Source organism: Micromonospora matsumotoense, assembly GCF_050951065.1.
Classification (GTDB): Bacteria; Actinomycetota; Actinomycetes; order Mycobacteriales; family Micromonosporaceae; genus Micromonospora; species Micromonospora matsumotoensis.
This window is the reverse complement of the sequence record NZ_CP192025.1, coordinates 2,018,261-2,042,871: the sequence shown is the minus strand read 5'-3', so window position 1 is coordinate 2,042,871 and position 24,611 is coordinate 2,018,261. Positions and strand designations below refer to the sequence as shown.

The 24,611-nt window shown below is 71.4% G+C and carries 23 protein-coding genes, 1 tRNA gene and 1 pseudogene; 7 read left to right on the top strand and 18 right to left on the bottom strand.

Going from position 1 to position 24,611, the window contains the following annotated elements; all coding sequences use genetic code 11:
• Positions 1-44 precede the first annotated feature (44 nt).
• Positions 45-4,250, bottom strand: a complete 4,206-nt coding sequence (locus ACQP1S_RS09310; protein ID WP_432905246.1) for a HEAT repeat domain-containing protein — start codon at positions 4,248-4,250, stop codon at positions 45-47.
• A gap of 295 nt (positions 4,251-4,545) precedes the next feature.
• Here ACQP1S_RS09310 and ACQP1S_RS09305 point away from each other — a divergent pair, with 295 nt between their 5' ends.
• On the top strand, positions 4,546-5,517 hold the full coding sequence (locus ACQP1S_RS09305; protein WP_432905243.1) for an SCO2521 family protein: 972 nt from the start codon (positions 4,546-4,548) through the stop codon (positions 5,515-5,517).
• On the opposite strand, the gene ACQP1S_RS09300 is transcribed toward ACQP1S_RS09305, so the two are convergent.
• From ACQP1S_RS09300 to ACQP1S_RS09275, 6 genes are all read right to left on the bottom strand, one after another.
• On the bottom strand, positions 5,496-6,473 hold the full coding sequence (locus ACQP1S_RS09300) for an SCO2522 family protein (protein WP_432905240.1): 978 nt from the start codon (positions 6,471-6,473) through the stop codon (positions 5,496-5,498). The genes ACQP1S_RS09305 and ACQP1S_RS09300 overlap by 22 nt on opposite strands.
• Positions 6,458-7,387 carry an SCO2523 family variant P-loop protein gene (locus ACQP1S_RS09295; RefSeq protein WP_432905237.1) on the bottom strand — a complete coding sequence of 310 codons (930 nt, stop codon included), beginning with the start codon at positions 7,385-7,387 and terminating at the stop codon, positions 6,458-6,460. Before ACQP1S_RS09295 ends, ACQP1S_RS09300 begins: the two co-directional genes overlap by 16 nt.
• Complete coding sequence (locus ACQP1S_RS09290; RefSeq protein ID WP_432905234.1) at positions 7,387-9,228, bottom strand: SCO2524 family protein; 1,842 nt, start codon at positions 9,226-9,228, stop codon at positions 7,387-7,389. Before ACQP1S_RS09290 ends, ACQP1S_RS09295 begins: the two co-directional genes overlap by 1 nt.
• Before the next feature lie 222 nt (positions 9,229-9,450).
• Complete coding sequence (locus tag ACQP1S_RS09285) at positions 9,451-10,239, bottom strand: SCO2525 family SAM-dependent methyltransferase (RefSeq protein ID WP_432905231.1); 789 nt, start codon at positions 10,237-10,239, stop codon at positions 9,451-9,453.
• 283 nt (positions 10,240-10,522) lie between these two features.
• Entirely contained in the window at positions 10,523-11,830 is a 1,308-nt protein-coding gene (locus ACQP1S_RS09280; RefSeq protein ID WP_432905228.1) for a hypothetical protein, read from the bottom strand.
• Between the two features lie 248 nt (positions 11,831-12,078).
• On the bottom strand, positions 12,079-12,273 hold the full coding sequence (locus ACQP1S_RS09275) for a helix-hairpin-helix domain-containing protein (protein ID WP_091251845.1): 195 nt from the start codon (positions 12,271-12,273) through the stop codon (positions 12,079-12,081).
• 91 nt (positions 12,274-12,364) lie between these two features.
• On the opposite strand from ACQP1S_RS09275, the pseudogene ACQP1S_RS09270 reads away from it, so the two are divergent.
• A pseudogene (locus ACQP1S_RS09270) lies at positions 12,365-12,526 on the top strand (site-specific integrase); the annotation flags it as partial.
• Between the two features lie 95 nt (positions 12,527-12,621).
• On the opposite strand, the gene ACQP1S_RS09265 reads toward ACQP1S_RS09270, so the two are convergent.
• Together ACQP1S_RS09265 and ACQP1S_RS09260 are read right to left on the bottom strand one after the other, a co-directional pair.
• Positions 12,622-12,693: transfer RNA gene (locus ACQP1S_RS09265), tRNA-Val, on the bottom strand.
• 56 nt (positions 12,694-12,749) lie between these two features.
• Positions 12,750-13,367, bottom strand: coding sequence for a TIGR02611 family protein (locus tag ACQP1S_RS09260; protein WP_432905225.1), 618 nt, complete (start codon positions 13,365-13,367; stop codon positions 12,750-12,752).
• A gap of 293 nt (positions 13,368-13,660) precedes the next feature.
• Between ACQP1S_RS09260 and ACQP1S_RS09255 the strand changes: the two genes are divergently transcribed.
• The gene (locus tag ACQP1S_RS09255; protein WP_053653619.1) at positions 13,661-14,092 is read left to right on the top strand and encodes an SsgA family sporulation/cell division regulator; all 432 of its coding nucleotides are present in this window, start codon (positions 13,661-13,663) and stop codon (positions 14,090-14,092) included.
• Between the two features lie 236 nt (positions 14,093-14,328).
• On the opposite strand, the gene ACQP1S_RS09250 is transcribed toward ACQP1S_RS09255, so the two are convergent.
• Positions 14,329-15,105, bottom strand: coding sequence for a glucose 1-dehydrogenase (locus tag ACQP1S_RS09250; protein ID WP_432905220.1), 777 nt, complete (start codon positions 15,103-15,105; stop codon positions 14,329-14,331).
• 316 nt (positions 15,106-15,421) lie between these two features.
• Here ACQP1S_RS09250 and ACQP1S_RS09245 point away from each other — a divergent pair, with 316 nt between their 5' ends.
• Positions 15,422-16,336, top strand: coding sequence for a helix-turn-helix transcriptional regulator (locus ACQP1S_RS09245; protein ID WP_432905217.1), 915 nt, complete (start codon positions 15,422-15,424; stop codon positions 16,334-16,336).
• A gap of 7 nt (positions 16,337-16,343) precedes the next feature.
• Entirely contained in the window at positions 16,344-16,799 is a 456-nt protein-coding gene (locus ACQP1S_RS09240; protein WP_091251854.1) for an RrF2 family transcriptional regulator, read from the top strand.
• Position 16,800: 1 nt separating this feature from the next.
• Here ACQP1S_RS09240 and ACQP1S_RS09235 read toward each other — a convergent pair whose 3' ends face one another.
• From ACQP1S_RS09235 to ACQP1S_RS09205, 7 genes are all read right to left on the bottom strand, one after another.
• On the bottom strand, positions 16,801-17,472 hold the full coding sequence (locus ACQP1S_RS09235) for a malonic semialdehyde reductase (RefSeq protein ID WP_432905213.1): 672 nt from the start codon (positions 17,470-17,472) through the stop codon (positions 16,801-16,803).
• An 80-nt stretch (positions 17,473-17,552) separates the two neighbouring features.
• Complete coding sequence (locus tag ACQP1S_RS09230) at positions 17,553-18,104, bottom strand: flavin reductase family protein (RefSeq protein WP_425413199.1); 552 nt, start codon at positions 18,102-18,104, stop codon at positions 17,553-17,555.
• 101 nt (positions 18,105-18,205) lie between these two features.
• Complete coding sequence (locus tag ACQP1S_RS09225) at positions 18,206-19,543, bottom strand: LLM class flavin-dependent oxidoreductase (protein WP_432905210.1); 1,338 nt, start codon at positions 19,541-19,543, stop codon at positions 18,206-18,208.
• Between the two features lie 11 nt (positions 19,544-19,554).
• The gene (locus ACQP1S_RS09220; RefSeq protein WP_432905207.1) at positions 19,555-20,304 is read right to left on the bottom strand and encodes an ABC transporter permease; all 750 of its coding nucleotides are present in this window, start codon (positions 20,302-20,304) and stop codon (positions 19,555-19,557) included.
• Between the two features lie 102 nt (positions 20,305-20,406).
• Positions 20,407-21,390 (bottom strand): ABC transporter ATP-binding protein, encoded by a 984-nt coding sequence (locus ACQP1S_RS09215; protein WP_432905204.1) that lies wholly within the window; start codon positions 21,388-21,390, stop codon positions 20,407-20,409.
• Positions 21,387-22,406: an ABC transporter substrate-binding protein gene (locus ACQP1S_RS09210; RefSeq protein WP_432905201.1), complete on the bottom strand. Its 1,020-nt coding sequence runs from the start codon at positions 22,404-22,406 to the stop codon at positions 21,387-21,389. Before ACQP1S_RS09210 ends, ACQP1S_RS09215 begins: the two co-directional genes overlap by 4 nt.
• A 159-nt stretch (positions 22,407-22,565) precedes the next feature.
• Complete coding sequence (locus tag ACQP1S_RS09205) at positions 22,566-22,643, bottom strand: putative leader peptide (RefSeq protein WP_350938629.1); 78 nt, start codon at positions 22,641-22,643, stop codon at positions 22,566-22,568.
• A gap of 241 nt (positions 22,644-22,884) precedes the next feature.
• On the opposite strand from ACQP1S_RS09205, the gene ACQP1S_RS09200 reads away from it, so the two are divergent.
• Together ACQP1S_RS09200 and ACQP1S_RS09195 are read left to right on the top strand one after the other, a co-directional pair.
• Positions 22,885-23,064: a DUF4236 domain-containing protein gene (locus ACQP1S_RS09200; RefSeq protein ID WP_007075522.1), complete on the top strand. Its 180-nt coding sequence runs from the start codon at positions 22,885-22,887 to the stop codon at positions 23,062-23,064.
• A gap of 127 nt (positions 23,065-23,191) precedes the next feature.
• Entirely contained in the window at positions 23,192-23,722 is a 531-nt protein-coding gene (locus ACQP1S_RS09195) for a potassium channel family protein (protein ID WP_432905196.1), read from the top strand.
• Here ACQP1S_RS09195 and ACQP1S_RS09190 read toward each other — a convergent pair.
• On the bottom strand, positions 23,682-24,596 hold the full coding sequence (locus tag ACQP1S_RS09190) for a hypothetical protein (protein ID WP_432907919.1): 915 nt from the start codon (positions 24,594-24,596) through the stop codon (positions 23,682-23,684). The two genes, ACQP1S_RS09195 and ACQP1S_RS09190, sit on opposite strands and share 41 nt — an antisense overlap.
• Between the last annotated feature and the right edge of the window lie 15 nt (positions 24,597-24,611).

The window sequence follows — 24,611 nt, the reverse complement described above, 5'->3', positions numbered from 1 at the left end:
CGAGGTCGATCAGAAGCCGTCGCGAAGCGCCGCCCATGGGCCGGTCACAGGAAGTCGTCGGGCCTGGTTGCGGGCAGGGTGGCCAGCAGCTGACCGGCCAGCCGGCGGGTGCTGTCGTCCTCCCCCCGGCGGGTGAGCCGCACGAGCAACTCCCGGGTCCGTGGGTCCCGCCAGTGGTGCCGGGTCAACGCGAGCAGCACGGTCCGGCGGATCTCCCAGTCGTCGTCGTCCACCAGGCGCAGCAGCAGTTCCGGCACCTCCACCCGGCCGGCCAGGCTCGCACCCAGCTGTTCGGCCGCCCGACGCCGGACCTCGAGGGACGGGTCGTCGCGGACGAGACCGACCAGCAGCACCTGCACCTCGGGGTCGGCGCCGAAGTGCTCGCCGAGCGCGGCGGCCACCCGGGCGCGGATCGCCGGATCCGTGTCCGCCAGACGACGCATGAGCCGCAGCGTCACCGCCATGGACGTCGGGCTCTGCCCGGTCAGGCAGCACACCGCCGCGTCGAACACGGCCGGGTCGGTGTCCAGGTCGATGCACTCCAACAGCACGTCGGTCACCGCGTCGGAGCCGCCGTACCGACCGAGCATCTGCACGGCGGCCAGCCGGATGCCGCCGTAGCTGTCCCGCCGCGCCCGCCGGCACAGCGTCTCCAGCAGGCCGTCGGAGCCGTCGTGCCGGGCGAGCGGCTCGGCCGCCGCGCGCAGCACCGTCGGGTCGGGGTCCCTGTTGACCTGTTCGGCCAGGCACTCCCGCACCGCCGGCTCGGGCGGGTCGGCGAGGCCGGCCAGGCTCCGGGTGACCCGCAACCGGACGAGCGCGTCCCGCTCCTCGCAGGCCCGGCCGATCAGCAGGGTACGGGTGGCGAGGCCGATCGGCAGCCGCCCGGTGAGCAGGTCGACGGCGGCCAGTCGGACACTCGCCGTCGGGTCGCGGCGGGCGCTTTCCAGCAGCAGTTCCCCGGTGCGGTGGTCCGGGTACGCGTCGACCAGGGCGCGCACCGCCGCCAGGCGTACCGTCGCGTCCTCGTCCTCCCGGGCCGCCTTCGCCACCACGGTCCGCCCGGTCTCCTCGGCCCGGTCCCGGTCGATCAGCGCGGTCACGGCCGCAGCCCGCACGGACGGCTCCTCGTCCTGTCCGATCAGTTCGACCAGCCGGGACCGGCACCGCCCCTCCGGATCAGGTCCGGAGGCCAGCAGCCGCACCGCCGCCGTGCGCAGCCGCGCGGAGCTGTCCGAGCCGACCAGCTTCAGCAGCAGGCCCATGTCGTCCGGGCCCGGTGCACCCGGCAGCAGGGTGGTCAACAGACAGCGCCGTACCTCGTCCGGGGCATCACCGTCCACCCGCAGCAGCGCGCGGGCGCGGGTGGCTGCGGCCTGTTCGGGCAGGGCCAGCAGGCCCTCCAGCGCCCGCTGCGCCACCCCCGGGTCGGGGTCGGTGTCGAGCAGTCGCCGCAGCGCCCCGGCGGCGTCCGGCACCTCGGTCAGGCGCGCGGTGAGCACCCCGACGGCGGCCCGGCGGACCGTGGCGGCGGGGTCCTTGGTGGCCCGGACCACCAGCTGGCGGACGTCGTCGGACAGTCCGGTGCGACCGCCGAGGGACTGTACGGCCAGCGCGCGTACCGCGAGGTCGGCGGAGTCGACGAGTTCACGCAGCACGTCCGGCAGGTCGGGGTCGGCACCGAAGTGGGTGACCAGGGCCCGCACCGCGGCCTGGCGCACCGCGGTGGAGACCTCGGCCCGGGCCTGGGCGAGCAGGAGGTCCCGGTACCGGCGGCGACCGGTGGAGTCCATCCGGGCGGCGGCCTCGGCGAGACCGGCGACCAGGGTGAGGTGGGCGTGCCGCTCGGTGCCCTGACCCAGCTCCACGAGGAGGAGGTCCTCCAGCCGTTCGTCGGCGGTGGAGAGCGCGGCGGCGATCCGGGTGGCGAACGCAGAGCCGGTGTGCCAACTGGTACGAATCCCACGGCGGCGGTACCAGTGCAGGAAGGTCGTCCGGCCGGGCCAGTCCGGCCCCAGCGCCCGGATCGAGGAGAGCAGCTCCTGCTCGGTGAGCTCCACCAGCTGGGGATCGTCGGCGGAGATGCCGTGTTCGACCAGCAGCACGACCTGGCGCAGCACGGCCTCGCCCGCCTCGGCCAGGTCCGCGGGTTGCGGGGCCTCCGCCACACACTGCGCGGCGAGCACCAGGTTCCAGGGCGGACCGGCCAGGTTCAGCGGTGGCCAGGGTCGGGTTCCCTCGGTGGCGAGCCGGACGATCAGGTCGTTGGCGGTCGGGACGGGCAGTGCGCCGGCCACCAGCCGGAGCACCTCCCGCCAGGACGGGTCGGCCCAGTGGTCGCGGAACAGCGAACGCAACCGGTCGGGGCCCCAGGAGCCCGGATCGTGCTCGATTCCGTCCACGATCTCCTCGGCGCAGAAGAACTCCAGGAACGCCCGGTGCACGAACCCGAACAGCCGCAGCCCGTAGCGCTCCAGGATGAAACTCCGCTGGCGCAATTTGTCGATCATCGATTGGGCCATGGCCAGTGCCCGCTCGTTGCCGAAACTGTAGAACGTGACGAGGTGGTCCCGGAAGATGAGTGCCAACTCGTCGGATTCAATACAGTTCCCGGCCAGCCCCGACTCCCGGAACTGCATCCGGAATGCCAGTTGGCGCAGCAGCCGGTGCTTTGCTCTCAGATCCAGCGCCGACACCTCGCCGTGGCTTTCCCGCAGTTGCTTGGTGACGTCCCACTCGGAGATCAGGACGTCGGTGACGTGTGCGTACAGTCGTCGTCGGTTGCGGGGCAGCGGGTGGCCCCGGCCGACGATGGCCATGAGTATCAGCAGCAGCGGGTTGCCGGCGATCTCGTGCATCGCCCGGGAGTTGCGCACCACGTCGAGAAGCTGCCGCCGTTGCCGTTCCGCCTCCGCCTCGGTGGGCATGACGTAGCGGTACCAGTTGCCGAGGAAGCGGGCGATCTGCTCGTCGTCGAGATCCTCGATCGTGAAGTGGTCGAAACCGGCGTTGGCGAAGGTCTGCCGCAGGTATCCCGCCGCCCGTGAGGTGACCACCGTCAGCACCCCCGGGTACTCGTTGGTGAAGGTGGCGATCTGCGCGGCCACCTCCTCCCGGTGCGCCGGGTCGACCACCTCGTCGAGGCCGTCGAACAGGAACAGCGCCCGGCCGCCCCGGCGCAGATACGACTCCAGCACCTTCTGGTCGAGTCCGGGCAGGCCCATCTGCTGGCTGTGGCCCACGTAGTCCAGCAGGCCGTCGCACCGCCCGTCCCCCCGGTGCGTGGCGTACGACCGCAGTTCGATCAGCACGGGCAGGTGGCCGTCCAGCGCCGCCAACCGGGGCTCGGCGCAGACCCCGGCCAGCACCAGCGCCAGGTAGCGGGCGACCGCCGACTTTCCGGATCCGGGGTCGCCGAGCAGCACGGTCATCCGCCGGGCGGGATCGCACACCACGTCGAACAGCAACAGCGCGTCCTTGGCCGCGTACTCCTCCCGCAGCCGCTCCACCTCCTCGGGGTCCACCACCCCGGGCAGCCCCGCGTCGTCGGCGTCCGGGGTGGCCCCGGCCGGGCGCCACCAGGCCAGTGGCATCTCCGGGCGGGCTTCCTCGTGCACGCGGGGCTCCACGAACACCTTCGGCAGTCCGACGGTCAGGTATCCGATGGTGGGGCGGGGTGAGACGGCATCGACCGGGACCGTCTCGTACATCAGGGCCAGGTTCCGGTGGTAGCGGGCCCGCATCTCCGCTGGGAGGTGGGTGCCCGGATCGGCCGGCCCACGGACCGGGGACCGCCCGCTGAGCACGTCGGTCAGTGCCGCCATCACCTTGGCGGTCAGGTCGTCCACACTGGAGAAGAAGTCGCACAGGTGGTGCTCCTTGAGCTCCCGGCGCAGTTCGAGGATCCGGTCGCCGTCGGCACCCCGGTCCATCATGTCGCCCGGCCAGCGCGCGTCTTCGGCGAGCAGGAAGACCAGGCACGGCTTTCCGGCCGCGAGCGCGGCGCGGTACTCCAGTTCGGTGATGGACGACGTCTGGCCGGGCGGCCGGAATCCGTACCGCCAGGCGAAGAGGCCCAGGTAGAGGTCACAGTCCCGGACGTCGCTCAAACAGCGCTCCAGCGGCGGCTTGACGTCGGCGCCGTACGCCTCCATGGCGACGTCCTCGATCTTCAGCCGACGGGCCACCGCGTGTACGGCCAAGCGGTATTTCAGCAGGTCCTTTTGGGTGGCCGAAATGTAGACCTTCATGAACGGCAAACTCCAGGGGGAGACTGGTGACCGTTGCTTTGAACGTACCAGCCGTCGTCACCTGCTCATGTTCGACGGACACTCGACGCGTGTTACTGCGCGTGGGATTCCCGCGGAGGGGGCCTATGATGTCGACAGCACGGATTCAGGTCCGAGCGGGCCGAATCTCGTTTTCCCGAGATCTCCTTTCGTCCGGCCCGCATCTGGGTCGGCACGGATCACGGCGGCGCACGTCAATCACCAGGGACGCATTCCGCGAGCCGGCGCGGACGGATGCGGTGATGCGGAGGAAGTCATGCTCGCACTCGGTGAGGTGCACACCAACCTGCTGCAGCACAGCACCGCGCTGGCCCAGGAGCAGAGTTCCGAGGTGCTGCACCTGGTCGAGGGCGAGGCGGTGCTGACCTCCCGCCGCCCGTCGCTCTACGCGGTCTCCCCCGACGTCCGCACCGGGGTGGACTGTTGGCTGCCCAGCGCCCGACGCCGTCAGCTACGCGGGGTCGGTGCGGTGGTCACTAGGGCGATCGTCACCGGCGGTCGGATCGTGCAGGCGTCCTCGGTCATCCGGGTGACGGGCGGCCAACGACGCCGGCCGTGGTCGCACTACCTGGCCACCCCGGGCGTCCTGGAGACGGTCGGCAAACTGGACGCCGTAGATCTGACCGCGGGATTCCTGCGCGGCGACGATGCGGACGTGCTGAACCTGGAGGCGATCACCGGCCGGGTCCTCGACGGTGTGCAGACATCCGACCTGTTGGACCGGCGTCCGCCGCTGCGCGCGGCGCGTACCCGGCTGCGCTGGGCCGCGCAGGTCTCGCCGCGGCCGGAAAGGGCGGTCTCGGCGGTGGTCACCGTGGACTCCCCCACGCTGCGTACGGTCGAGCTGGTGCTGGATCCCCAGGACATGCCGGACGCCGTGGCCGGCCTCTGCGAGGACCTCGCCCTGCACGACTGGCTGTTGACCACGCTGTCGTCCCTCGTGGAGGCCGCCGTCGCCCGCTCGGCCTCCGGTCAGGAACACATCGAGCGGCTGCGGCCGGTGCTGGAGCACCTGCTGCACCTGTGGCTGCCCGGCGCCCGGGTCAGCCCCCGGCTGCGGCCGATCTGGGACCGGCTCGAACAGGCGCCGGGGTTCAGCCGGCAATGGAACTCATCGGTCACCTGGATCCGGGACCAGATCGCCGTGGCCAACCTGACCCTGCTGCGTGACCTGGCCGGCCAGCCGTGCAGCAGCGCCATGACCGCTCACCCGCCGATGAACACGTAACTCAACCGGTCGACCAGTTCGCCGGGCAACCGCAGGCCCTCGCCGCCCGCCCTGCTGGTGATCTGCTGCGCGATCGCCGGGGGCACCGCCACCTGACCGAGAATCGTCCGCACCGCCATCTCCACCGGCAGGTACTGGGTGTCCATCAGCGTCAGCGTGCGGTACGCGCAGAACGGCGCGGCAGCCGGATTCAGCTGGACGACCGCCGGTAGCGCATCCCACGAGTCGGGCAGCTCGCCGGTGAGCCGGTGCGGCTGCATCAGCGTCTCGCCGCGATGACGCAACACACCCAGCCGGGCCATCTGCCATACCGAGGCGAGCAGAGCGCACGCCCACACCCGGCTGCCCGGCTCGCCGGACCACAGCTCGACGTCGACGAAGATGGAGTGCCGGGGATCACCGGACTGCACCGGTGGGGACCACGGCCGGGGCAGCGTCATCGCCGGCGCGTCGACATGACCGGGTGAGCGCATGCCGTTCGACAGCCAACCCGACTCGCTCAACGGGGGGCGGCTACCGGTGGTGTTCCGGGGCGGCTCCACCACCAGGGCGTCGACGACCATCTGGGCCACCTCGACGCCGTCGTGGCGGGCGAAGCTGGACTCCCGGGCGACGTAGTCGAGCACCAGCCCCTGCGCCGCCGCCGCGCTCTGCACCTGCTCGATCACCTCGCGAGGGCTGCCGAACCGGTGGAAGTAGTCGTCCACCATGAAGCAGGTGCTGATCCGGGGCTGGCGGCCCGCCGTCAGCCCCCGGTTCGCCAGCACCGGGATCATCGCCGACCACTCGGCGATCCGTGCGAACCTGTCCCGCAGCTCCTGACATCCCGCGCCGAAGTCCTCGGCGTAGAAGTGCCCCAACTCCACCGACAGGTGCGCGTACGCCACGCTCTCCGTACGACCCACCGCAGCTGCCTCCTGGAACCTGACGTCCACGTCGATCACGCGGTTTCCCATGCGATCTCGTCGAAGAGCTTCGCGGTCAGATCCACGAAGGCGTCCACCGTCCTCACATTCGCGATCTTGGTCTGCACGTCGTGATCCGAGATGAGCTGTTCCCGCCACTGCAACAGCGGATCCAGCGGCACCGAGCCGAGCTGGGTGGTACGGCCGACACCCTTACGCCGAGCCAGCTCCAACAGCTCGTCGTCGCACTTGAGCAGGAATGCCTGTTGGGCGAGGTCGAGATGGCCGACCTCGGGGCCGCGGGCGTCGATCAGCGCGGTGCGGACGAACCGCAGCGACTCCCGCAGCCGTTCCGGCTCATGGCCGTACTCCTCGCCGATGGCCAGAATCCCGCCCGCCTCGAAGGCCAGGTCAGCCGCCGCCGTGACGTGTTGCGGGGTCCACCGGTGGAAGACCAACCAGCGGGCGGTGACCTTGCCCAGGGACGGGGTGGCGGTCGCGGCCAGGGCGATGTGACTGGCGTACGACCGGCCGGCGCTGAGGTCCACCAGGGTCAGGTCGAACTCCTCCTCCAGGCGGAGGAAGAGCTCGGTGCAGCGCCTGGCGATGTCGCTGGTGAAGCCGAACTCGCTGCCGTTGCGCTGACCGGGCAGGAGCACCAGGGACCCCGAGCCGACGGGCCGCTGGCGCAGGCTGGCCCGCTCGGAACTGCCCCAGACGTCCAACCGCTCAGGCGAGGGAATCTCCCCACGCAGGTACCGGTGCAGGCCGCCGCGGCTGGGCCCTGCGCCCTCCACCCCGTTGACGGCCTGCGGGATCTGGAACGTGATCCCCGCCGTCGGCGAGCCGAAGTCGTAGTCCAGATAGCAGGTCGACTTGCCGGACAGGGCGCTGCGGTAGGCGATGTTCGCCGCAGTCACCGAACGACCGGTGCCACCCTTGTGTGACGTGACGAAGACCAGCATCAGATCCCCTCGCTGGCCTTCTGCTGACCGGTGGTGACGTCGTTGAGCTTCAGCAACACCGTGTTCGCCAGGGCGGCCGCCGTGCCCGGACGCTCGTCCACCAGCAGTTGGGCGCGGCGCAGGCTGGCCCGGATGCTGCGCATGCTGCGTTGCATCGCCACACCGGAGAACGTGCCGCGCATCAGCTCCCGGTCGAACAGGTATTCGGCCTCGTCGACGAGATCCTGGGCGTACGCCGCGAGCCCGCCGGCCCGGGGGAAGGGCCGTTCCGAGAGCAGCTGACTGGCGTTGACCATCGCGTGCACCGCCCGCTCGGTCAGGTACCAGGAGGGTGCCTCGGGCATCGGTGCCAGCCCCGGGAACGCACCGCCGGCATGGTCCCACAACCCCCGGTGCCTACCGTCCGGGATGCGCCGCAGCAGCAGGTGGTCCCACACCTCGTCCGCCAACTCGAGCAGTTCGCTGCGCCGGCGGGCGTTGTTCAGCAGGCCGGCGACGGTTACCGCCCGCTGGAGCAGCACCGTGGAGAACTCGTTCACGTTCCACGTCATGATCGGCTTCGACGTCTCGTCGTTGAGGATCACCTGTTTGCCGGGCGCGTGCACGAGCAGAGCCGGCTCGCCGGGTGACGCACGCCGGGTGATGCGCGCCCGCTGCGCCAGCTCCACCAGCACCGAGGCGATGCGGCCGAGTTCCTCGTCGCCGCCGCGCCCCACGGCGAGCAGGCCCTTGACCGCCAGCGACGTCGTCTGCAGGGTGTAGTAGTCGGTCCGGTCACCGTCGGTCGTCCGCCACGGGATGTCCTCGATGGGCCAGCGTCGCCGGTTGCCGAAGGTCGCCACCGTCGCCCAGTAGGTCCGGGTCAGCTCCCAGCGCAGTTGCAGCGCCCGAGACAGTCGCTGCTGTTCCTCGTTGAGCAGGCCGAGCAGGCGGGTGCGTTCGGAGTTCAGGTCCTCGATGGCGTCCATCGCGATGACCGTGAAGTAGAGGTAGGGGGCGTTCTCCGCGGACCCGGGGCGCTGCGGGCCGATCGGTTCGGTGGTCGAGACCTCCTCGGTCCCGGCGATGGTTCCCCAGGACCAGCCGCATTCGAAGAGCATCTCGCCGTTGTCGAGGTCTTCGGTCACCCGACCCGACCCGAGGAGCACGCTGCGCAGGCTGGCCATCGTGTCCCGCAACTGATCGCGTAGCGCGTCAACGACTTCCCGGCGCGGTAACTCGTCCTGGTTGACCATGTCGCACAGCCGGCGGCCGTACTGGTCGGTGGAGGTGAAGACGAAGGTGCTGAAGCTGCGGAGCAGACCGACCATGGCCGCGGTCAGCCGTACGTTGGCCATCGCCTCCAACTCGTCCAACTGGACGAGCAGATCACGCCGCTGGGTGGCCTTCCGGTAGACCTTGACGAAGCCGATCGTCGCCAACGTGAGCGTGACGGACACCGCGAACGAGTCGACGATGTCCAGCGAGCGCTCCTCCTCGGTGAGCGGTGGGCCGCCCTCCGTCGGGGTGAGGTAGCTGCCACCGGCGAAGATCGGCGTGCCGGCCTCGTCGGTGTAGCGGCGGAAATAGTCGACCATCACGCCGACCAGCTGACGGGGAATCTTGACCGCGTCGCCGAGCGCACCGAGCGCCTCGATCACCTCGCTGTCGACCCGGTTCGGATCGTCGAGCGACAGCTCGGCGACCTTGGCCGCGGGGAGCAACAGGGTCAGCAACTGCTCCGCGTCACTGATCGAGTTGCTGCCGCTCCGGCCGCCCCAGCGCCATTCACCATTGTCCCAACAACTGCGCACCGTGGCCCGCCAGATGTCGAGGATCTCCTGGCGCGGCTGTATCCGCATGATCCACCGCCGTCTGTTGTAGTCGCCGACTCAGAACCGCTGTTGTTGCCGTGCGCGCAAAGATCCACGATGACCGACAATGAGGTGCACCGTCATGGTAGCGGGCCGGCCGAGCATCGTCCGAAGCGCTTTGTCTGCGAGGTGTCGGCAAGCCGACCATCAGGCTCGGGCCGGCTTGCACAACGGGCCGCCGACGGCGCCGTCCAGGCTCGGGCGTTTCCGCTATCCGCGGGTACGGCCCGTGGTCAGCAACATACTCGCGTACCCGTCGCGCAACGGCGGTCGGGGCCGTTCTTCGTAGACCTCCACGTCGTAGGCACCGGCGGCGATACCGGCGACCACCTCGGCGCGCGCGAGAGCCACGGCCGGGAACGAATGTTCGCCGACACGGTACCCGGCGGAGCCGAGCATGACTGCCACGGCAAAGGGCGAGCCGGGCCGCAGCGCCCGGAGGAACCGGGCGATGGCATGCGCGGACTCCGCCCGGTCGGCCGATATGGAGCACGCCACGAAGAACATCGTGCCGGCGTCCCAGGCGTGCCTCGGCAGGTCGAAGACGCTGGTCTGCGACACTCGGGCCACCCGCGCCAGACGCCGCCGTGGATCGGTCAGGGCAGCGTACGCCGGATGCTCAGCACACACCTGCCAGTACGGATCCCACATCGGATCGTAGGAGTCGACCTGCTGGCGCAGCCAACACACATTCGCTGCCGACCATTCACACAGATCGACGGTGTGGGCGAACGGCAGGAGCGACAGCGTCGGATAGAGATTCGCTCCCGACCCCACGTCGACGCAGCGCGCCTCGGAGAGTTTCGCCCCGGCGAAGAAGTCCCTGGTCCGGCGGAGAAACTCCCGATCATCGGCCCGCAGGTCCGCATAGTTGTGTCGGACATATGTCTGCGGGTCGAACCCGTCCCACTGGACCTCGGCATTGACCGGACCCGGTGTCTGAAATGGCATGGGCGACGTCGACGACTCGCCACCACCAGCCGCCGGGGTCAACGCCATGGCTGCGCCTCCATCGATGTCGGCGGGTCACCTTCGGTGGGCTCGCGGGCGCGCTCGGTGCACCGCCCATTGTTTATCCGAAGTGCTGCCGACCCGCAAGTGGCACTCCCTCACCACCGACGGCAACGACCACCCCGACGATGACCGCTCGAGGTGTCACGGGCGGACGCGCCGCCGATGTGCGGTGTCGAGAATCCTGCACATCCTCGGACATCGGTTGTTCGTACCACCGGCCGGCGACCGCGTCCCCCACCACCTGATCTCCACGAGTGGGGCGGTCCCGTCAGGATTCCTCTCCGCCACCGACCTGTCGCTGCGCCCGTCCGCCGGCTTCATCCGCGACCTTGCCCATCATCGATCTGGCCCGGCCGAGAGCGCCGGCACCGAAGCGGCTGGCAGCACCGATACCCCCCGCCCCGGTCTCCAACACCTTGTCCTTGACCTCCGCGCCGGTGTCGAGGACCTTGTCACGCACTCCGGTCCCCGATTCGAGGACCTTGTCACGCACCTCCACAGCCGCGTCCCGCCATCGTCTCGGACTCCATGACCGATGATCACGGTCGATGCCGAGCCGTCCGTGGAATTCGACGACGGCGGTCCCGACGTGGTTGGTCGAATGCACGACGGAGCGAGAGGTGGTCGGGTTGAGCAACACCTTCGCGTTAGCCGTACCGGCAGCCGCGTCCATCCGGGCCAGTAGGCGCTCGGTGCTGCGGGAAATGAGATCGAGGCGATTGCGTCGGGCGATCCTGATGGCGACCCGGTGTTCCTCCAGATCCTGCGGAGACGCATCCAGCACCCGGTCGAGTTCGAGCACGGCGACCGCGTCCTGGAGTTGGAAGCAGCGGGCCAGCACAGCGAGCCACTCCTGAACCTTGATCTCGGCTTCCCTGGACGTCCTGGCCAGGTCACCAACCTTGGTCTGGGTCTCCAACTTCTCGGCGATGGCATCGAGCTGCCGCAGCGCGTACGCCTGGGTCCGGGCCAACGGCACCGGCGTGGCCTGCACCTTCGACCAGGTGACCTCGGAAACCCTGCCCACCTGCTCGCGGATCGTCAGCGCCTCGTCGATGACGAGTTCCACGCCGACCATGTCCGCCACCACCGCATCGGTCTGGGCGCGGAGCACCGCGTCGACCTTGGCGTCGATCACGGCGAGATATTCGGTGATCTCGTCCATGGCCTGTTGCATCGCGAGTTGCGTCATCAGTCCGGCGGCACCGGTCAGGATCGCCGGATTGGTCAGCAGTGTGCCCGGGTTCTTGTGCACTATCTCCAACAGGCCGGTGATCTTGCCATGGTCGGTCAGCACGGCGCGGCTCACGCCGTCCCCCGAACCCTTCATCAGGTTGTATTTCTTCATCGCCTGCGCCGATTCCGCAGTCAACTGGACCCAGCGACCGGAGTGTTCCACGATCTCGGAGCCGCCCTTGGCGATCGCCGCTCCGGCACGCAGGGTGGAGCTGAGCCGTTTGAGCCCGAGGTCTTTCGACGGCAGCCGCTCTGTCGTGAGGAAACGATCGACAGCCGCCGGATGCCCGATGACCGCCAGGCCATCGCCGTCACTGATCAGCTGGATCTCGTTTTCCAACGTCTGCTCCTCGCGGCTCTGGCACGAATTCGCCTCACGCTACCGGCGACGTCGCCGTCCTCACCATGGGCCGCTCGCCCCAATGATCTCGGGGTGGGTGGATGCGGTGCAGTAGGTGGAACCGGTGGCCGGGCGGCTCATTCCGTTCGTGGCCCAGTGAACGATCCGGTGAACAGCGCATTGACCGGGAACAGCGGGAACACGGTCGGCAGTTTCACCCGGCGGCGTCGGCCGCAGGCCACGACTCCCTACCCGAGACTCAGGTCGTGCCGTTCCAGTGCGTTCTGGATGATCCCGAGCGCCTTCGGTCCCAGGCCGTGCAGCTTGGCCAGCTCGGCGCGCGGCACTCCCACGAGGTCACGCAGCGTCGGATAGCCGGCGTCACGCAGGGCCCGAGAGGCGGGCGCACCGATCTTCGGCAGGGTGTCGAGGGCGGCGCTCACAGCACTGATCGTAAGCACACCCGGGCAGCGGCGCGGTCCCGCGTACCCCGGGCCTCATCCGCCGCGGGCGATCTGGTCGATCAGCATCCTGAGCAGGCGGACCTGCGCCACCCTCGTGGCCGACCTCGACCCGCATCGACGGGTCGCCATGCGGTTCCTCCGGCACGGCCGCTTTCCGGTGACGATGGAGACCTACACCCAGGTCTCGTCCACCGCGATCCGGGACGCCCTCGAGCGCCTCGGCGAATCGCTCACCCATCGCCGGGCTGCCGTACTTCGCTGCGGTACGACAGCAGAAAGGCCACCTCCCGAACCCGGGAAGCGGCCTCTGACCTGCGGAACTGAGAGTGGGCGATGCTGGTATCGAACCAGCGACCTCTTCGGTGTGAACGAAGCGCTCTCCCACTGAGCTAATCGCCCTCAGCGCTGTTGACTCTACCCGATCGTGTGGCGGAGCCAAAAACCCGGGGGGCCGGTCAGTTCGTGGCGAGGTAGCGCAGCAGTTGGGCGACCAGGTCGATGCCGAGGCTGTACTTGAGCGAGAGCCAGAGCACCACGGCGACGAAGACCAGGCCGACGGAGCCGAGCAGGAACCGCACCGCGAGGGACCGGGTGGTGGCCCACCGGGTCCAGGCGTGGACGTGTCGGCGGGTGAAGCCGAGCAGCCGGCGGGCCCAGTGGAACTCGACGGCCCAGATGGCGAGCCCGGCGATGACGATCAGCCAGCCGGGGCCGGGCAGCGGGATGAGGGCGATGCCGACGGTCACCACGAGCGCCCCGGCGACGGCGATGAAGATCTTGAGGGCGACCCGGCCGGTGGGGTTGGCCCGGATCAGGTCGAGGGTGGTGCGCAGCCGCCCCCGCCAACCGGTGGGCCGGGCGGCCAGGACGGCACGGCCCGACCGGCCCGCACCACCTCGGGCGCGCCCGTTGGTGGCCGGCCGGGGCCGACCCCGGGCGGCGCCTGCGGCGCGGCCGGCGTCGGAGGTCGTCCGACCGTCTCGGTCCGATGGCTTGATCGGCACCCTGTCACCCCGCCTTTTGGCTGCTCGGGCCCCTACTTTCGGTGACTCGGCCGCACTCACCGCATCCATTGAGGAACGCTTCGTGGCCATTTCACCCCCCAGTGTCGTCCTGGCCCGTCACTTGCGCAGACCACTGGACGTTACCGGAGTAAGTCGACGACTGAACCACCCGTCTTCGGACGGGCTCCCGACTGGGCAGAACCGGAAATCCTACAAGAATTCTCACATTCTCGCGGCGATTCGGACCCCCTTCCCACCACTGGGTGAAGTCAGCGTATGGCGGAGCGTAGCCAGCAGTAGCACCTGAGTATGGGAAAAGCGGGACACGCGCGTTCCGCAGCGGTGCCGGGGGGAGAACGTCCATGAGTGTCATCCGACCGACGACCGTAGAGGTCGAGACGTCGCTAAGGCTCGTCGCGCCTGACGCCACCGCCTTGCCGGTGCGTGCCAGCCTGCGTTACGACCCTGCTGACCCGTACGCGGTCCATGTCCTGTTCCACGCCGAATCGGCCGGTGGCGAGGCGGTGAGCTGGTCCTTCGCCCGCGAACTGCTGGTCACCGGCCTCGACGAACCGGCCGGCATCGGCGACGTGCGGGTCTGGCCCTGGGCCACCCCGCGCGGCGACTTCGTCGCACTGGCCCTGTCGTCGCCCGACGGCAACGCCCTGTTCGAGGTCCCGCGCAGCGTGCTGGTGCGCTTCCTGCGCCGGACCTACGTCGTCGTCCCGCGCGGCCGGGAGGCCGAGCACCTGGACGTCGACACGGCGGTGACCCGGCTGCTCGCCGGCCGCTGACCAGCCTGCACCGGAGCCGCGCGGATCTGCCGAGTCCGCGCGGTTCCGGCCGTCACCACCGGGTCCGACCCATGCCGACCGCCCACCCGCCGGTACGCCGCCCGGCCGTCCCCCCGCCGGCCACGCGGGACCGGCCACCCCACCGCCGGGCACGCGGGACCCGCCCGTCCCCGCCGGCCACGCGGGACCCGGCCACCCCACCCGCCGGTATGCAGAACGGCAGTCGGGCACGCCGGTCAGCCGTGTGTGGTGATGCCGCCGTCGACCGGGATCACCGCGCCGGTCAGGTAGGCCCCGGCCCGCGACGACAGGTAGATCGCCGCGCCGGCCATGTCCTCCGGCCGGCCGATCCGGCCGAGCGGCACCTGCTGGGCGATCGCCGCCCGGGACGTCGGGTCGTCCAGGGCGAAGGCCATCATCTTGCTCTCGAACGGGCCGGGGGCGATCGCGTTGACGGTGATCCGCTCGGCGGCGAGTTGGTGGGCGAGGCTGCGGGTCAGCATGTGCACCGCCGCCTTCGTCGCGGAGTACGCGTACACCTCCATCGTCGGCACCCGGAGGCCGTCGATCGAGCCGATGTTGATCACGCGGGCCGGTTCGTCGTCGCTGGCCGCGGCGCGTAGCACCGGCAGCAGTGCGGTGGTGAGCCGGAACACCGCCTTCACGTTGACCGCCCACAGCTTGTCGAACGCCGCACCCGGGTACGACTCCAGCGGCGCACCCCAGGTCGCGCCCGCGTTGTTGACCAGCACGTCGAGCCGGTCGTACCGCTCACGGACGGCGGCGGCGAGGGCCTCGGCACCCGCGTCGTCACTCAGGTCGGCGGGAATCGCCTCGCAGCGCCCCTCGGCGGACAGCTCCTTGGCCACCGCCGCGCACACGTCGGCCTTGCGGGACGAGATGATCACGGTGGCCCCGGCCCGGACGAAGCCCCGGGCGATCATCAACCCGATCCCCCGGGAGCCCCCGGTGACCAGGACCGTCTTGCCGTCGACCGAGAACAGATCCGTCATGAGCACCCCATCGCGCGTCGCGGTCCTTACCGATCGGTAACGTAGCCCGGCCCCGCCGACCGGACAACCCCACGACATTCGACCCGCCGGCCCGCGCCACCCCGGCCCGCGCGACCACCGCCGCCGCTGCCACGCCCCGGGACACTGCCCGCACCACCCAGGCCCGCGACCGCCGCTGCCACGCCCCGGGACACTGCCCGCACCACCCGGGCCCATTCACCAACGGGTGCGCCGGGGACGCGCCGCGAGCCGGGAGCGCGACAGCGTCCCGTCGCCGGGATGCGACCGGAGCCGTCCCCGGTTACGGTCGAAGACGATGGTCCCTTCCGGTCAGCTCCCCCCGGCAACCCGTCCCGACCTGCCCCGCCCCGAGATCGACATCCTGGAGCTGGGCGACCTCACCCCGGGCACCGGCCCACCCCGGCCGGTCCTGCTCGACAGCGATCTGCTCGTCCTGGTCAGCGGCGGGCACGGCACCGTCGAGCTGGATTTCCGTGCGCTGCCCTGCCGACCCGGCACCCTGCTGCGGGCCGAGCCCGGCCAGGTGCTGCGCTGCCCCGCGCGGCTCGACGCGAGCGTGCTCCGCTGGCACGCCGACGCGCTGCACGGTCTGGACGTCGACCCCGACGCGGTGCCGCAGCACCACCAGCTGACCGGCGAGGACGAGGACGCCGTCATCAACGAGGTATCCCAGCTCGTGGTGGACCACCGCCGGCACCGGGACGACCCGGCCGCCCGCGCCCTGCTCCGGCACCAGCTCGCCGTGCTGCTCATCCGGCTGGCCCTGCTGCCCGGCGCCCGCGACGCCGGTCGGGCACCCGACGACACCGATCCGCAGCGGACCGAGGTGGTCACGTTCCATCGATTCTGCCGGGAGGTGGAGGCGGGTTACCCGGACACCCGCCGGGTGGAGGACTATGCGGCCCGGTTGGGCTGCTCGGTGCGTACCCTGACCAGGGCCTGTCTGGCGGTGACCGGGCGCAGCGCCAAGCAGGTGGTCGACGAGCGGGTCGCGCTCCAGGCCCGCCGGCTGCTCGCCGCCACCGACGAGCCGGTGGCCCGGATCGGTCGTCAGCTCGGCTTCCCCGAGCCGACCAACTTCGGCCGGTTCTTCACCCGGGAGGTGGGGGTGAGCCCGGGTGCGTTCCGGGCCGCCCGGGGCCGGTCAGTGCAACGGATTGTCCGGCCAGGTCGACCCGGCGACCCCTCGATCCCCGCCGGGCAGGCATGATGGCAGTGTGCAGATCTCCGCGCGCGGCGACTATGCGGTCCGAGCGGCCCTGAGCCTGGCCACCGCCTACCCCTCCCTGCTCTCCACCCAGGCGATCGCCAGCGAGCAGGACATGCCGCGCAAGTTCCTCGAAGCTGTCCTGGCCGACCTGCGTCGGGCCGGCGTGGTCCGGGCGCAGCGCGGCGCGGAGGGTGGTTACACCCTGGCCCGGTCACCGCGCGAGGTGACCGTCGGGGCGATCCTGCGCGCCGTCGAGGGTCCGTTGGCCGGGGTACGCGGGCTGCGCCCCGAGGAGACCCGCTACGAGGGCTCGGCGGAGAACCTTCCCCGGCTCTGGGTGGCCGTCCGCGCCGCCGTCCGGCAGGTGCTGGACGAGGTGAGCCTCGCCGAGGTGGTCAGCGGCCGGCTCCCGATGCACGTGCGGCGGCTGACCACCCTGCCCGACGCGTGGGAGCCGCGCTGAGTCACACCGTCCGGATCACCTCCTCGGCGGTGAGCCGGGGCAGCCGGTCCTGCCAGGCGTCCGGCCCGGGACGGCCGATGTTCACCAGCAGCAGCACCTCGTCTCGACCCTCGGGGAAGAACTCCCGCTGCACCCCGGCCGCGTCGAAGCCGGCCATCGGCCCGACGGCCAGCCCGGCGGCGCGTACCCCGATCAGGAAGTAGCCGATCTGGAGGGTGGCGTTGAACCGGGCCTGCGCGACCCGGTCCGCCCGGTCGGCCAGCCACTCCCGCGCCTGCGGCCGGTGCGGGAACAACTCCGGCAACCGCTCGTGGAAGTCGACGTCGGCGGTGAGCACCGCCACCAGGGGCGCGTCGGCCGTCTTGGCCCGGTTGCCGCCCGACACGTACGGCAGCAGCCGGTTCCGGGCCGCCGCCGAGCGCAGCAGCAACACCCGCAGCGGCTGACCGTTGAACGCGGTCGGGCCGTACCGGATCAGGTCGTGGATGGCGGTGACCTGCGCGTCGTCGACCGGTTCGGCGGTGAACGTGTTGGCCGTGCGGGCCGCCCGGAACAGCAGGTCCTGGGCCGCCGGGTCGAGGACGAGCGGGGACCCGACGGCGTCCGAGCCCGCCGTGGCACCGCCCTCCCCACCACCAGCACGAGCCTCCCCACCAGCGGGACCGCCCTGCACGCCAGCGGCACGAACCTCCCGGCGAGCGGGACCGCCGGTCACGCCAGCGGCACGCGTCGCCCGGCCGGCGGGACCGCCGGTCACGCCGGCACCTGCGGCCCGGGGGTGGTGTAGCCGCCCCGGTGGTGGACCAGCGGATCGCCGTCGACGCCCGGACCGAGCGCCACCGGTGCGGCGATGACCAGGGTGTGGTCGCCGGCCGGGACCCGCTGCACCACCCGGCACAGCAGCCGGGCCAGCACCCCGTCGAGCAGCGGCACCCCGAACGGCCCGGTCGTCCAGGCCCCGTGCGCGGCGAACCGGTCGATGCCGCTGCTGGCGAAGATCCGGGCCACCTCGGTCTGGTCGGCGGCGAGCAGGTGCACCGCGACGTGCCGGGCGCGGGCCAGCACCGGCCAGCTCGACGAGGCGACGCCGAGGCAGAACGACACCAGCGGCGGGTCCAGCGACACCGACGTGAACGAGGTGGCGGTGAAGCCGGCCCGGATCGGCGCGACGTCCCGGCCGGGTCGGGCCGGGTGGGGACGGCGGGCGACGGCGGTGACCACGGTGACCGTGCTGGCCTGCCGACGCAGCAGGCCACGGAACAGGTCGGCGTCGACGGGCAGCAGATCGCCGGAGTGTTCCGTCAGCTCGGAACCGAACAGGTCGGGGTCGCCGGGCGACCGGTCGCCGGGGTGTTCCCGCAGGTCGGAGTCGTACCGGAGCGGGTCGACCGGGCGGTCCACGGTGGTCATGCGGTCACCAGCTCCCGGTCGGCGGCATAGCGGGAGACCGGCCGGGGCAGCCCGTAGTGCTCGCGCAGCGTCCGGCCGGTGTACTCGTGGCGGAACAGGCCCCGGGCGCGCAGCAACGGCACCACGTGGTCGACGAAGTCGTCCAGACCGCTGGGCAGCAGCGGCGGCATCACGTTGAAGCCGTCGGCGGCCCCCTCGGTGAACCACAGTGCGATCTGGTCGGCGACCTGTTCGGGGGTGCCGGCCACCACCCGGTGGCCGCGTCCGCCGCCGAGCCGGCCGATCAACTGCCGGATGGTCAGCCGCTCCCGCCGGGCCAGGTCGACGACGAGCTGGTAGCGGCTCTGGTGCGACTGCACGGTGGTCGCGTCGGGCAGCTCCGGCAGCGGGCCGTCCAACGGCAGGCCGGTGAGGTCGACGCCGGTCATGCCGGACAACTGGGCGAGGGCGTGCTCGGGGACGATCAGCGCCTCCAACTCGGCGGCGAGCGCCCGCGCCTCGGCCTCGGTGCCGCCGAGCACCGGGGCGATCCCCGGCAGCACCTTCACCAGCTCCGGGTCACGGCCGGCGGCCGCCGCAGCCTGCTTCAGGGTGGCATAGAAACGCTGTCCGTCGGCGAGGGTCTGCTGGGCGGTGAAGACCGCCTCGGCGTACCGGCCGGCGAAGTCGACGCCGTCCGGGGAGGAGCCGGCCTGCACCAGCAGGGGCCGGCCCTGGGGCGGGCGCGGGGTGTTCAGCGGGCCGCGCACCCGGAACCGTTCACCGGTGTGGCCGATCTCGTGCACCCGGTCGGTGTCGGCGAAGATCCCGGCGGCCGGGTCGACGACCAGCGCGTCGTCCTCCCAGCTGTCCCAGAGCTTCAGCGTCACGTCGACGAACTCGGCGGCCCGCCGGTAGCGGTCGGCGTGCGCCGGGTGGTCGTCCAGGTGGAAGTTCCAGGCCTCCCGTGCCTGGGCGGAGGTGACGATGTTCCAACCGGCCCGACCGCCGCTGAGGTGGTCCAGCGAGGCGAACGCGCGGGCGGTGTGGAACGGCTCGTGGTAGCTGGTGGACACGGTGGCGATCAGACCGACGTGGTCGGTGACGGTGGCCAGCGCGGCGAGCAGGGTCAGGGGCTCGAAGACGGCCTGGATGTTGTGCCGGACGGCCGGGCCGACGGCCAGCGAGTCGGCGAGGAAGACCGAGTCGAGGGTGCCCCGCTCGGCGGTACGGGCCAACTCCTGGAAGTGCCGCAGGCCGGTGACCCGACGCGGGTCGGTACGCGGGTGCCGCCAGGCCGCCTCGTGGTGGCCGACGCCCATCAGGAAGGCGTTGAGGTGCAGGGTACGAGTCATGGGGAGCTGTCCTATCCGGCGGTGACGTCGACGCGCCAGGTGGAGAAGCGGCGTTCGACGACGACGAGGAGCTGGTTGACGACCAGCCCGATGGCGGAGATGGTGATGATTCCGGCGTACATGTCGGGGATGGCGAAGTTGTACTGGGCGTAGTTGATGAGGTAGCCCAACCCGGCCTTGGCGCCGACCATCTCGGCGGCGACGAGCACCAGGATCGAGTAGGCCCCGGCGAGCCGGATGCCGGTGAAGACGGTCGGCACCGCTGCCGGCAGGATCACCTTCTGGAACAGCCGCAGGTGGTTCAGGCCCATCGACCGGGCCGAGCGCACCAGCAGCGGGTCGACGCCCTTCACCCCGGCGATGGTGTTCAGCAGGATCGGCCAGGAGCAGGCATAGACCACCAGGGCGATCTTGGAGGTCTCCCCCAACCCGAGGATCAGCACGAAGACCGGCAGCAGGGCCAGCGCGGCGGTGTTGCGGAACACCTCCAGCAGCGGGCTGAGCAACTCCGCGAGGGGCCGGTACCAGCCGATCAGCAGCCCGAGCGGGATGGCGGCGAGCACCGCCAGGCCGAGCCCGGTCAGCGAACGGGTCAGGCTGGCACCGACGTGGTCGGCGAGTTGCCCACTGGTCAGCAGCGCCCACCAGGCGACGAGCACCTCCGACAGGGGCGGCAGGAAGACCCGGTCGACCAGCCCGGCGCGCGGCGCGGTCTCCCAGATCGCGGCCAGCGCCAGCAGCGCGGCGCTGCGGTGCAGCACCCGCCCGCCGAGACCGGCGAGCCGGGCGGGCAGCCCCGGCGCGGCAGCCGCCGCGAGGGCACGGCGGGCGGCGCGGCCAGCCGGGCGGGACGTTCGGCGATGTCAACCAACGCGGGCCTCCTCGGTGTGCACGGCCGCCGGCGCGGCCCGGTCCACGCCCCCGGCCACCTCGGGGGTACGACCACCGTCAGCTCCGGTGCCGGCGGTGCGCGCCCCGGTCGGGGCGGCGGATCGACCGAGCCACCGGCGGCGGTCGGGGCGGTCGGGGCGGTCGGCCCGACGTTCGGTGGACTGGGCGGCGCGGACCTCGTCGCGCAGCAACGTCCAGATCTCGTGCCGGTGGTGCCGGAAGGCGTCGGAGGAGCGCACGTCGTCGACCGCGCCCCGGTCACCCAGCTCGATCTCGATGACCTGCTTGATCCGCCCCGGGCGGGAGGTCATCACGGCGACCCGTCGGCCGAGGTGGACGGCCTCGTCGATGCCGTGGGTGATGAACACGATGGTCTTGCCGGTGGCCTGCCAGATCCGCACCAGCTCGTCCTGGAGCGAGTCGCGGGTCTGTGCGTCCAGCGCGGCGAACGGCTCGTCCATCAGCAGGATGTCCGGGTCGTACGCCAGGCTGCGGGCGATCGCCACCCGCTGCTTCATCCCCCCGGACAGCTCGTGCGGGTAGTGCGCGGCGAACCCGCTCAGCCCGACCAGTTCCAGGTGGTGGGCGACCAGGTCGTCGCGTTCGGCGCGGGGTACCCCCTTGGCCTCCAGTCCGAAGGCGACGTTGCCGGCGGCGGTGCGCCAGGGCAGCAGGGCGTACTGCTGGAAGACGATGCCCCGGTCCAGGCCGGGTCCGGTGACCGGGCGGCCGTCGACGAGCACCTGACCGGAGGTGGGTCGGGACAGGCCGCCGAGCAGGTCGAGCAGGGTGGACTTGCCGCAGCCGCTGGGGCCGACGACGACCAGGAACTCGCCGGGGCGTACCCCGAGGGTGAGCTGGTCCAGGGCGGTGACCGCGCCGGTGGGCGCACGCCGCCCGGCGCGGACGTCGAAGGTCTTGGTGACCCGGTCGAAGAGGACCTTGTCGGTGCTCACGCGGCACCCCCACCGGAGGCGAACGGGTTGTAGTCGTTGGTGTAGATGTCCCCGGGCTTCGGCCGTTCGCCCTTGAGTTCACCGGCGTCGGCGAGCCAGTCGATCCAAGTGGTGAACTCCCGGTCGGTGATCAGGCCGCCCTTGCCGGCGACACCGCTGCTCTTCCAGTAGCGCACCAGGGACGGGTCCTCGTTGCGGCCCCGCTTGGCGATGATCTGCTCCAGCCGGGCCACCACGGTCTCCCGGGGCTGGGCCCGGGCCCACTCGATGGCCTGCCCGACCCCGCCGACGAAGGCCCGGACGGTCTCCGGGTTACGCCTGACGAAGTCGTCGCGGAACACGTATGCGCCGGCGCTGAACGCGCCGAGCAGTTCGTGGTCGGTGAAGACGGTACGGACCCCGCCGTTGGCGACGGCCTTGTCGCGGATGACGCCACCGAGCACCGCGACGTCGATCTGTCGGGCGCGCAGCGACTGTTCGGTGTTGACCGGGGGCAGCGCGACCAGCTCGACCCTGCCGATCTCGGCCGGGGTCAGTCCCCCCTGGACCAGCCAGGTCTTGAGCACCGCCTCGGCGTGCGCGCCGAGGGTGTTCATGCCGACCTTGCGTCCGATCAGGTCACGCGGGCCCCTGATCGGGCTGTCCTGGCGCACGTAGTAGCCCTGGAAGGTCTGCGCGTCGGAGCCGTAGTAGCTGACCACGGCGGTGATCGGGGCCCCGGCGGTGGCGAGCTTGACGATCGCGCCGTTGAACGCGCCGCCGAAGTCGCTCTGCCCGGTGGCGGTGGCCTGGATGTCGGCCGGACCACCGGTGACGTTGCCGATCCAGTCGAGCTTCACGTCGCCGAGGTAGCCCAGGTCGGCGGCGAGTTCGGGGAGGGTGACCTGGCCGACGGAGCCCTGGTAGCGCAGGGTCCTGGTCTGTCCGGCCGCCTCGGCGTCGGTGCCGCAGGCGGTGGCGGCGGTAAGGGCGAACAGGGCCGCGGAGGCGGCCAGGGTGCGACGGAGTGGGGACATGGATGTCTCCTGATCTGGTGCACGGAAGGGGCCGCGCGGCGCGCGGAGGTGCGCCGCAGCACCCGGCGTCGGGCCGTCGTGGGCCGGGCCGGTCGGTACGGCGGTGCGGGTGAACGGCGGTGCGAGGGAGGAGGTGACGGGACGCGGACGGGCGTCAGCTCAACAGAGCGCGCTCGCGTGCCGGACCAGGTCGACGTGCACGCGAGCGGTGAGGTGGAGCTCGTCCCGCTGCGACATGCGCTCATGCTGCCGGCCCCGGCCCGACCAGGTCAACGATCTTCCACAACATGAGACATCCATCGCCCACGTTGTTTCATACCGCCTCCACCTGCGTTTACCGCTCCGTAACACCTACCGGTTGAATAGAGATTGCCGACACCGTCCAGCTCGGACCGGAGCAGGTTTCAGATTTCGTGGATGCGGGCATCTATCAGGCCGAGACGGCAGCGACGACAGGGAACGCGAAGGGAGCGCCACGATGGGTCTGATGTTCCGTAAGCGCAAGAAGTACGGGCCGATCATCCTGAACTTCACCGAGAACGGCTTCTCGTCGTGGAGCATCAAGATCGGTCGCTGGTCCTGGAACTCCCGCGCCAAGGCGCACCGCGTCGACCTGCCGGGTCCGCTGTCCTGGAAGCAGGACAAGTCCCGGGCGTGACGCCCTTCGTCGAGCGGGGCACCGGTGAACACCGGTGCCCCGCTCGACGTCTGCGCATCCCGGCCCGGCACCGGGCGGGTTCGGCATTCGCCGGATCGGCACCGCCGCCACGGCGCAGAATCGCCGCATGGCGGGCGACGACGGCAACTACGCGCGGGCACGGTGGCACACCCTGGCGGCCTGCGTGCTGCTGCTGGTCAGCTACTTCCTGATTCCGTTGGAGCCCGATCCGAACGGCCTGCGGCTGACCCTGCGCGCGGTGGGCACCCTGCTGCTGATCAGCGTGGTCACCTTCCTGGTCACCCGCCAGGTGACCCGGCAACTCGGTGCCCGCGCCCCGGTCGGCGAGGACGAGGTCCGGTCGTTGAGCAAGCTGGTGGTGGCGCTGGTCGCCGGGCTGCTCGCCTTCGCGGTGGCCGACTACGTGGTGGCCGGCAGCGGACCGGACCAGTTCTCCGGGCTGCACACCCGGTTGGACGCGCTCTACTTCGCCCTGACCACCCTGACCACGGTCGGCTACGGCGACGTGCACCCCCAGGGGCAGCTCGCCAAGGCGATCGTCTGCGTGCAGATGGTGTTCAGCATCGGGGTGATCGCCACCGGGGCGTCCATCGTGGTCAGGCAGTTGACCGGGCGTCCGGGCCGGGGACCACGCTGATCAGCACGTCCCCGCCGAGCCGCCCGTGTTCCGGGTCCCGGGTGACCGCGCCGGTGTCGAGCAGCTCGGTGAGCGCGCGGCCGGCGTCCCCGGCCCGGTACGCCGTGGCGGTCAGCGCGTGCCGCCGCAGCTCGGTCACCGTACGCGGACCGTGGCGGGTCAGCTCGTCCAGCAGTTCGTCCCGCAGTGGGCCGGCCGCCGGTGGGCCGGCGACGTCGAGCAGCCCGCCGGCCGGGTCACGGTAGCGGATCGCGCCGGACCCGTCGGCCGGCACGTCATCGGACCCGGCGACGGCCCAGAGCGCGTCCTTGAACGCCTCCAGGCTCTTGTCCAGCCCGGTGCCGAAGGCGACCCGCCGGGCCGGCGACCCGTCGACGGGCACCAGCTCGACCTCGGCGACCAGGGGAAACCCGGCGGCGGTCAGCGCCGGTCGCAGGGCGACGGTCGCGGCGGCGGTGAGCAGCACCTCGGCCGGTCGACCGGTGGTGGTGGCGGCCAACAGCGCCGGGTCCGGTGCCCCGCCGTCGACCAGGGTGAGCAGTGGTGCGCCGGCCGCGCCGGCCGCCTTGAGCACGACCGGCAGCCGGGCCGGGTCGCCGGGCACCACGTGCACCGCCACGTCGGCCGGGAGGGTGGCCTCGACGGCGCCGAGCCGGGCGGGCACTTCGGGGCCGCCACCGGCGAGCACCAGCACGGTGAGCCGGCGGCCCCGGAGCCGGTCGGCGAAGCCGGCCACCACCCGCAGGGCCGCCTCGGCGGTGCCGGGGTCACCGGCGTACGACAGCGCGAGGGTGGCCCGGCGGGAGCGGTGCAGCGCCCCCGGCAGCCAGTGGTCGAGCTGGCGGACGAGCAGCTCCCGCAGGACGGCGTCGATCGACATCCTGTCGTT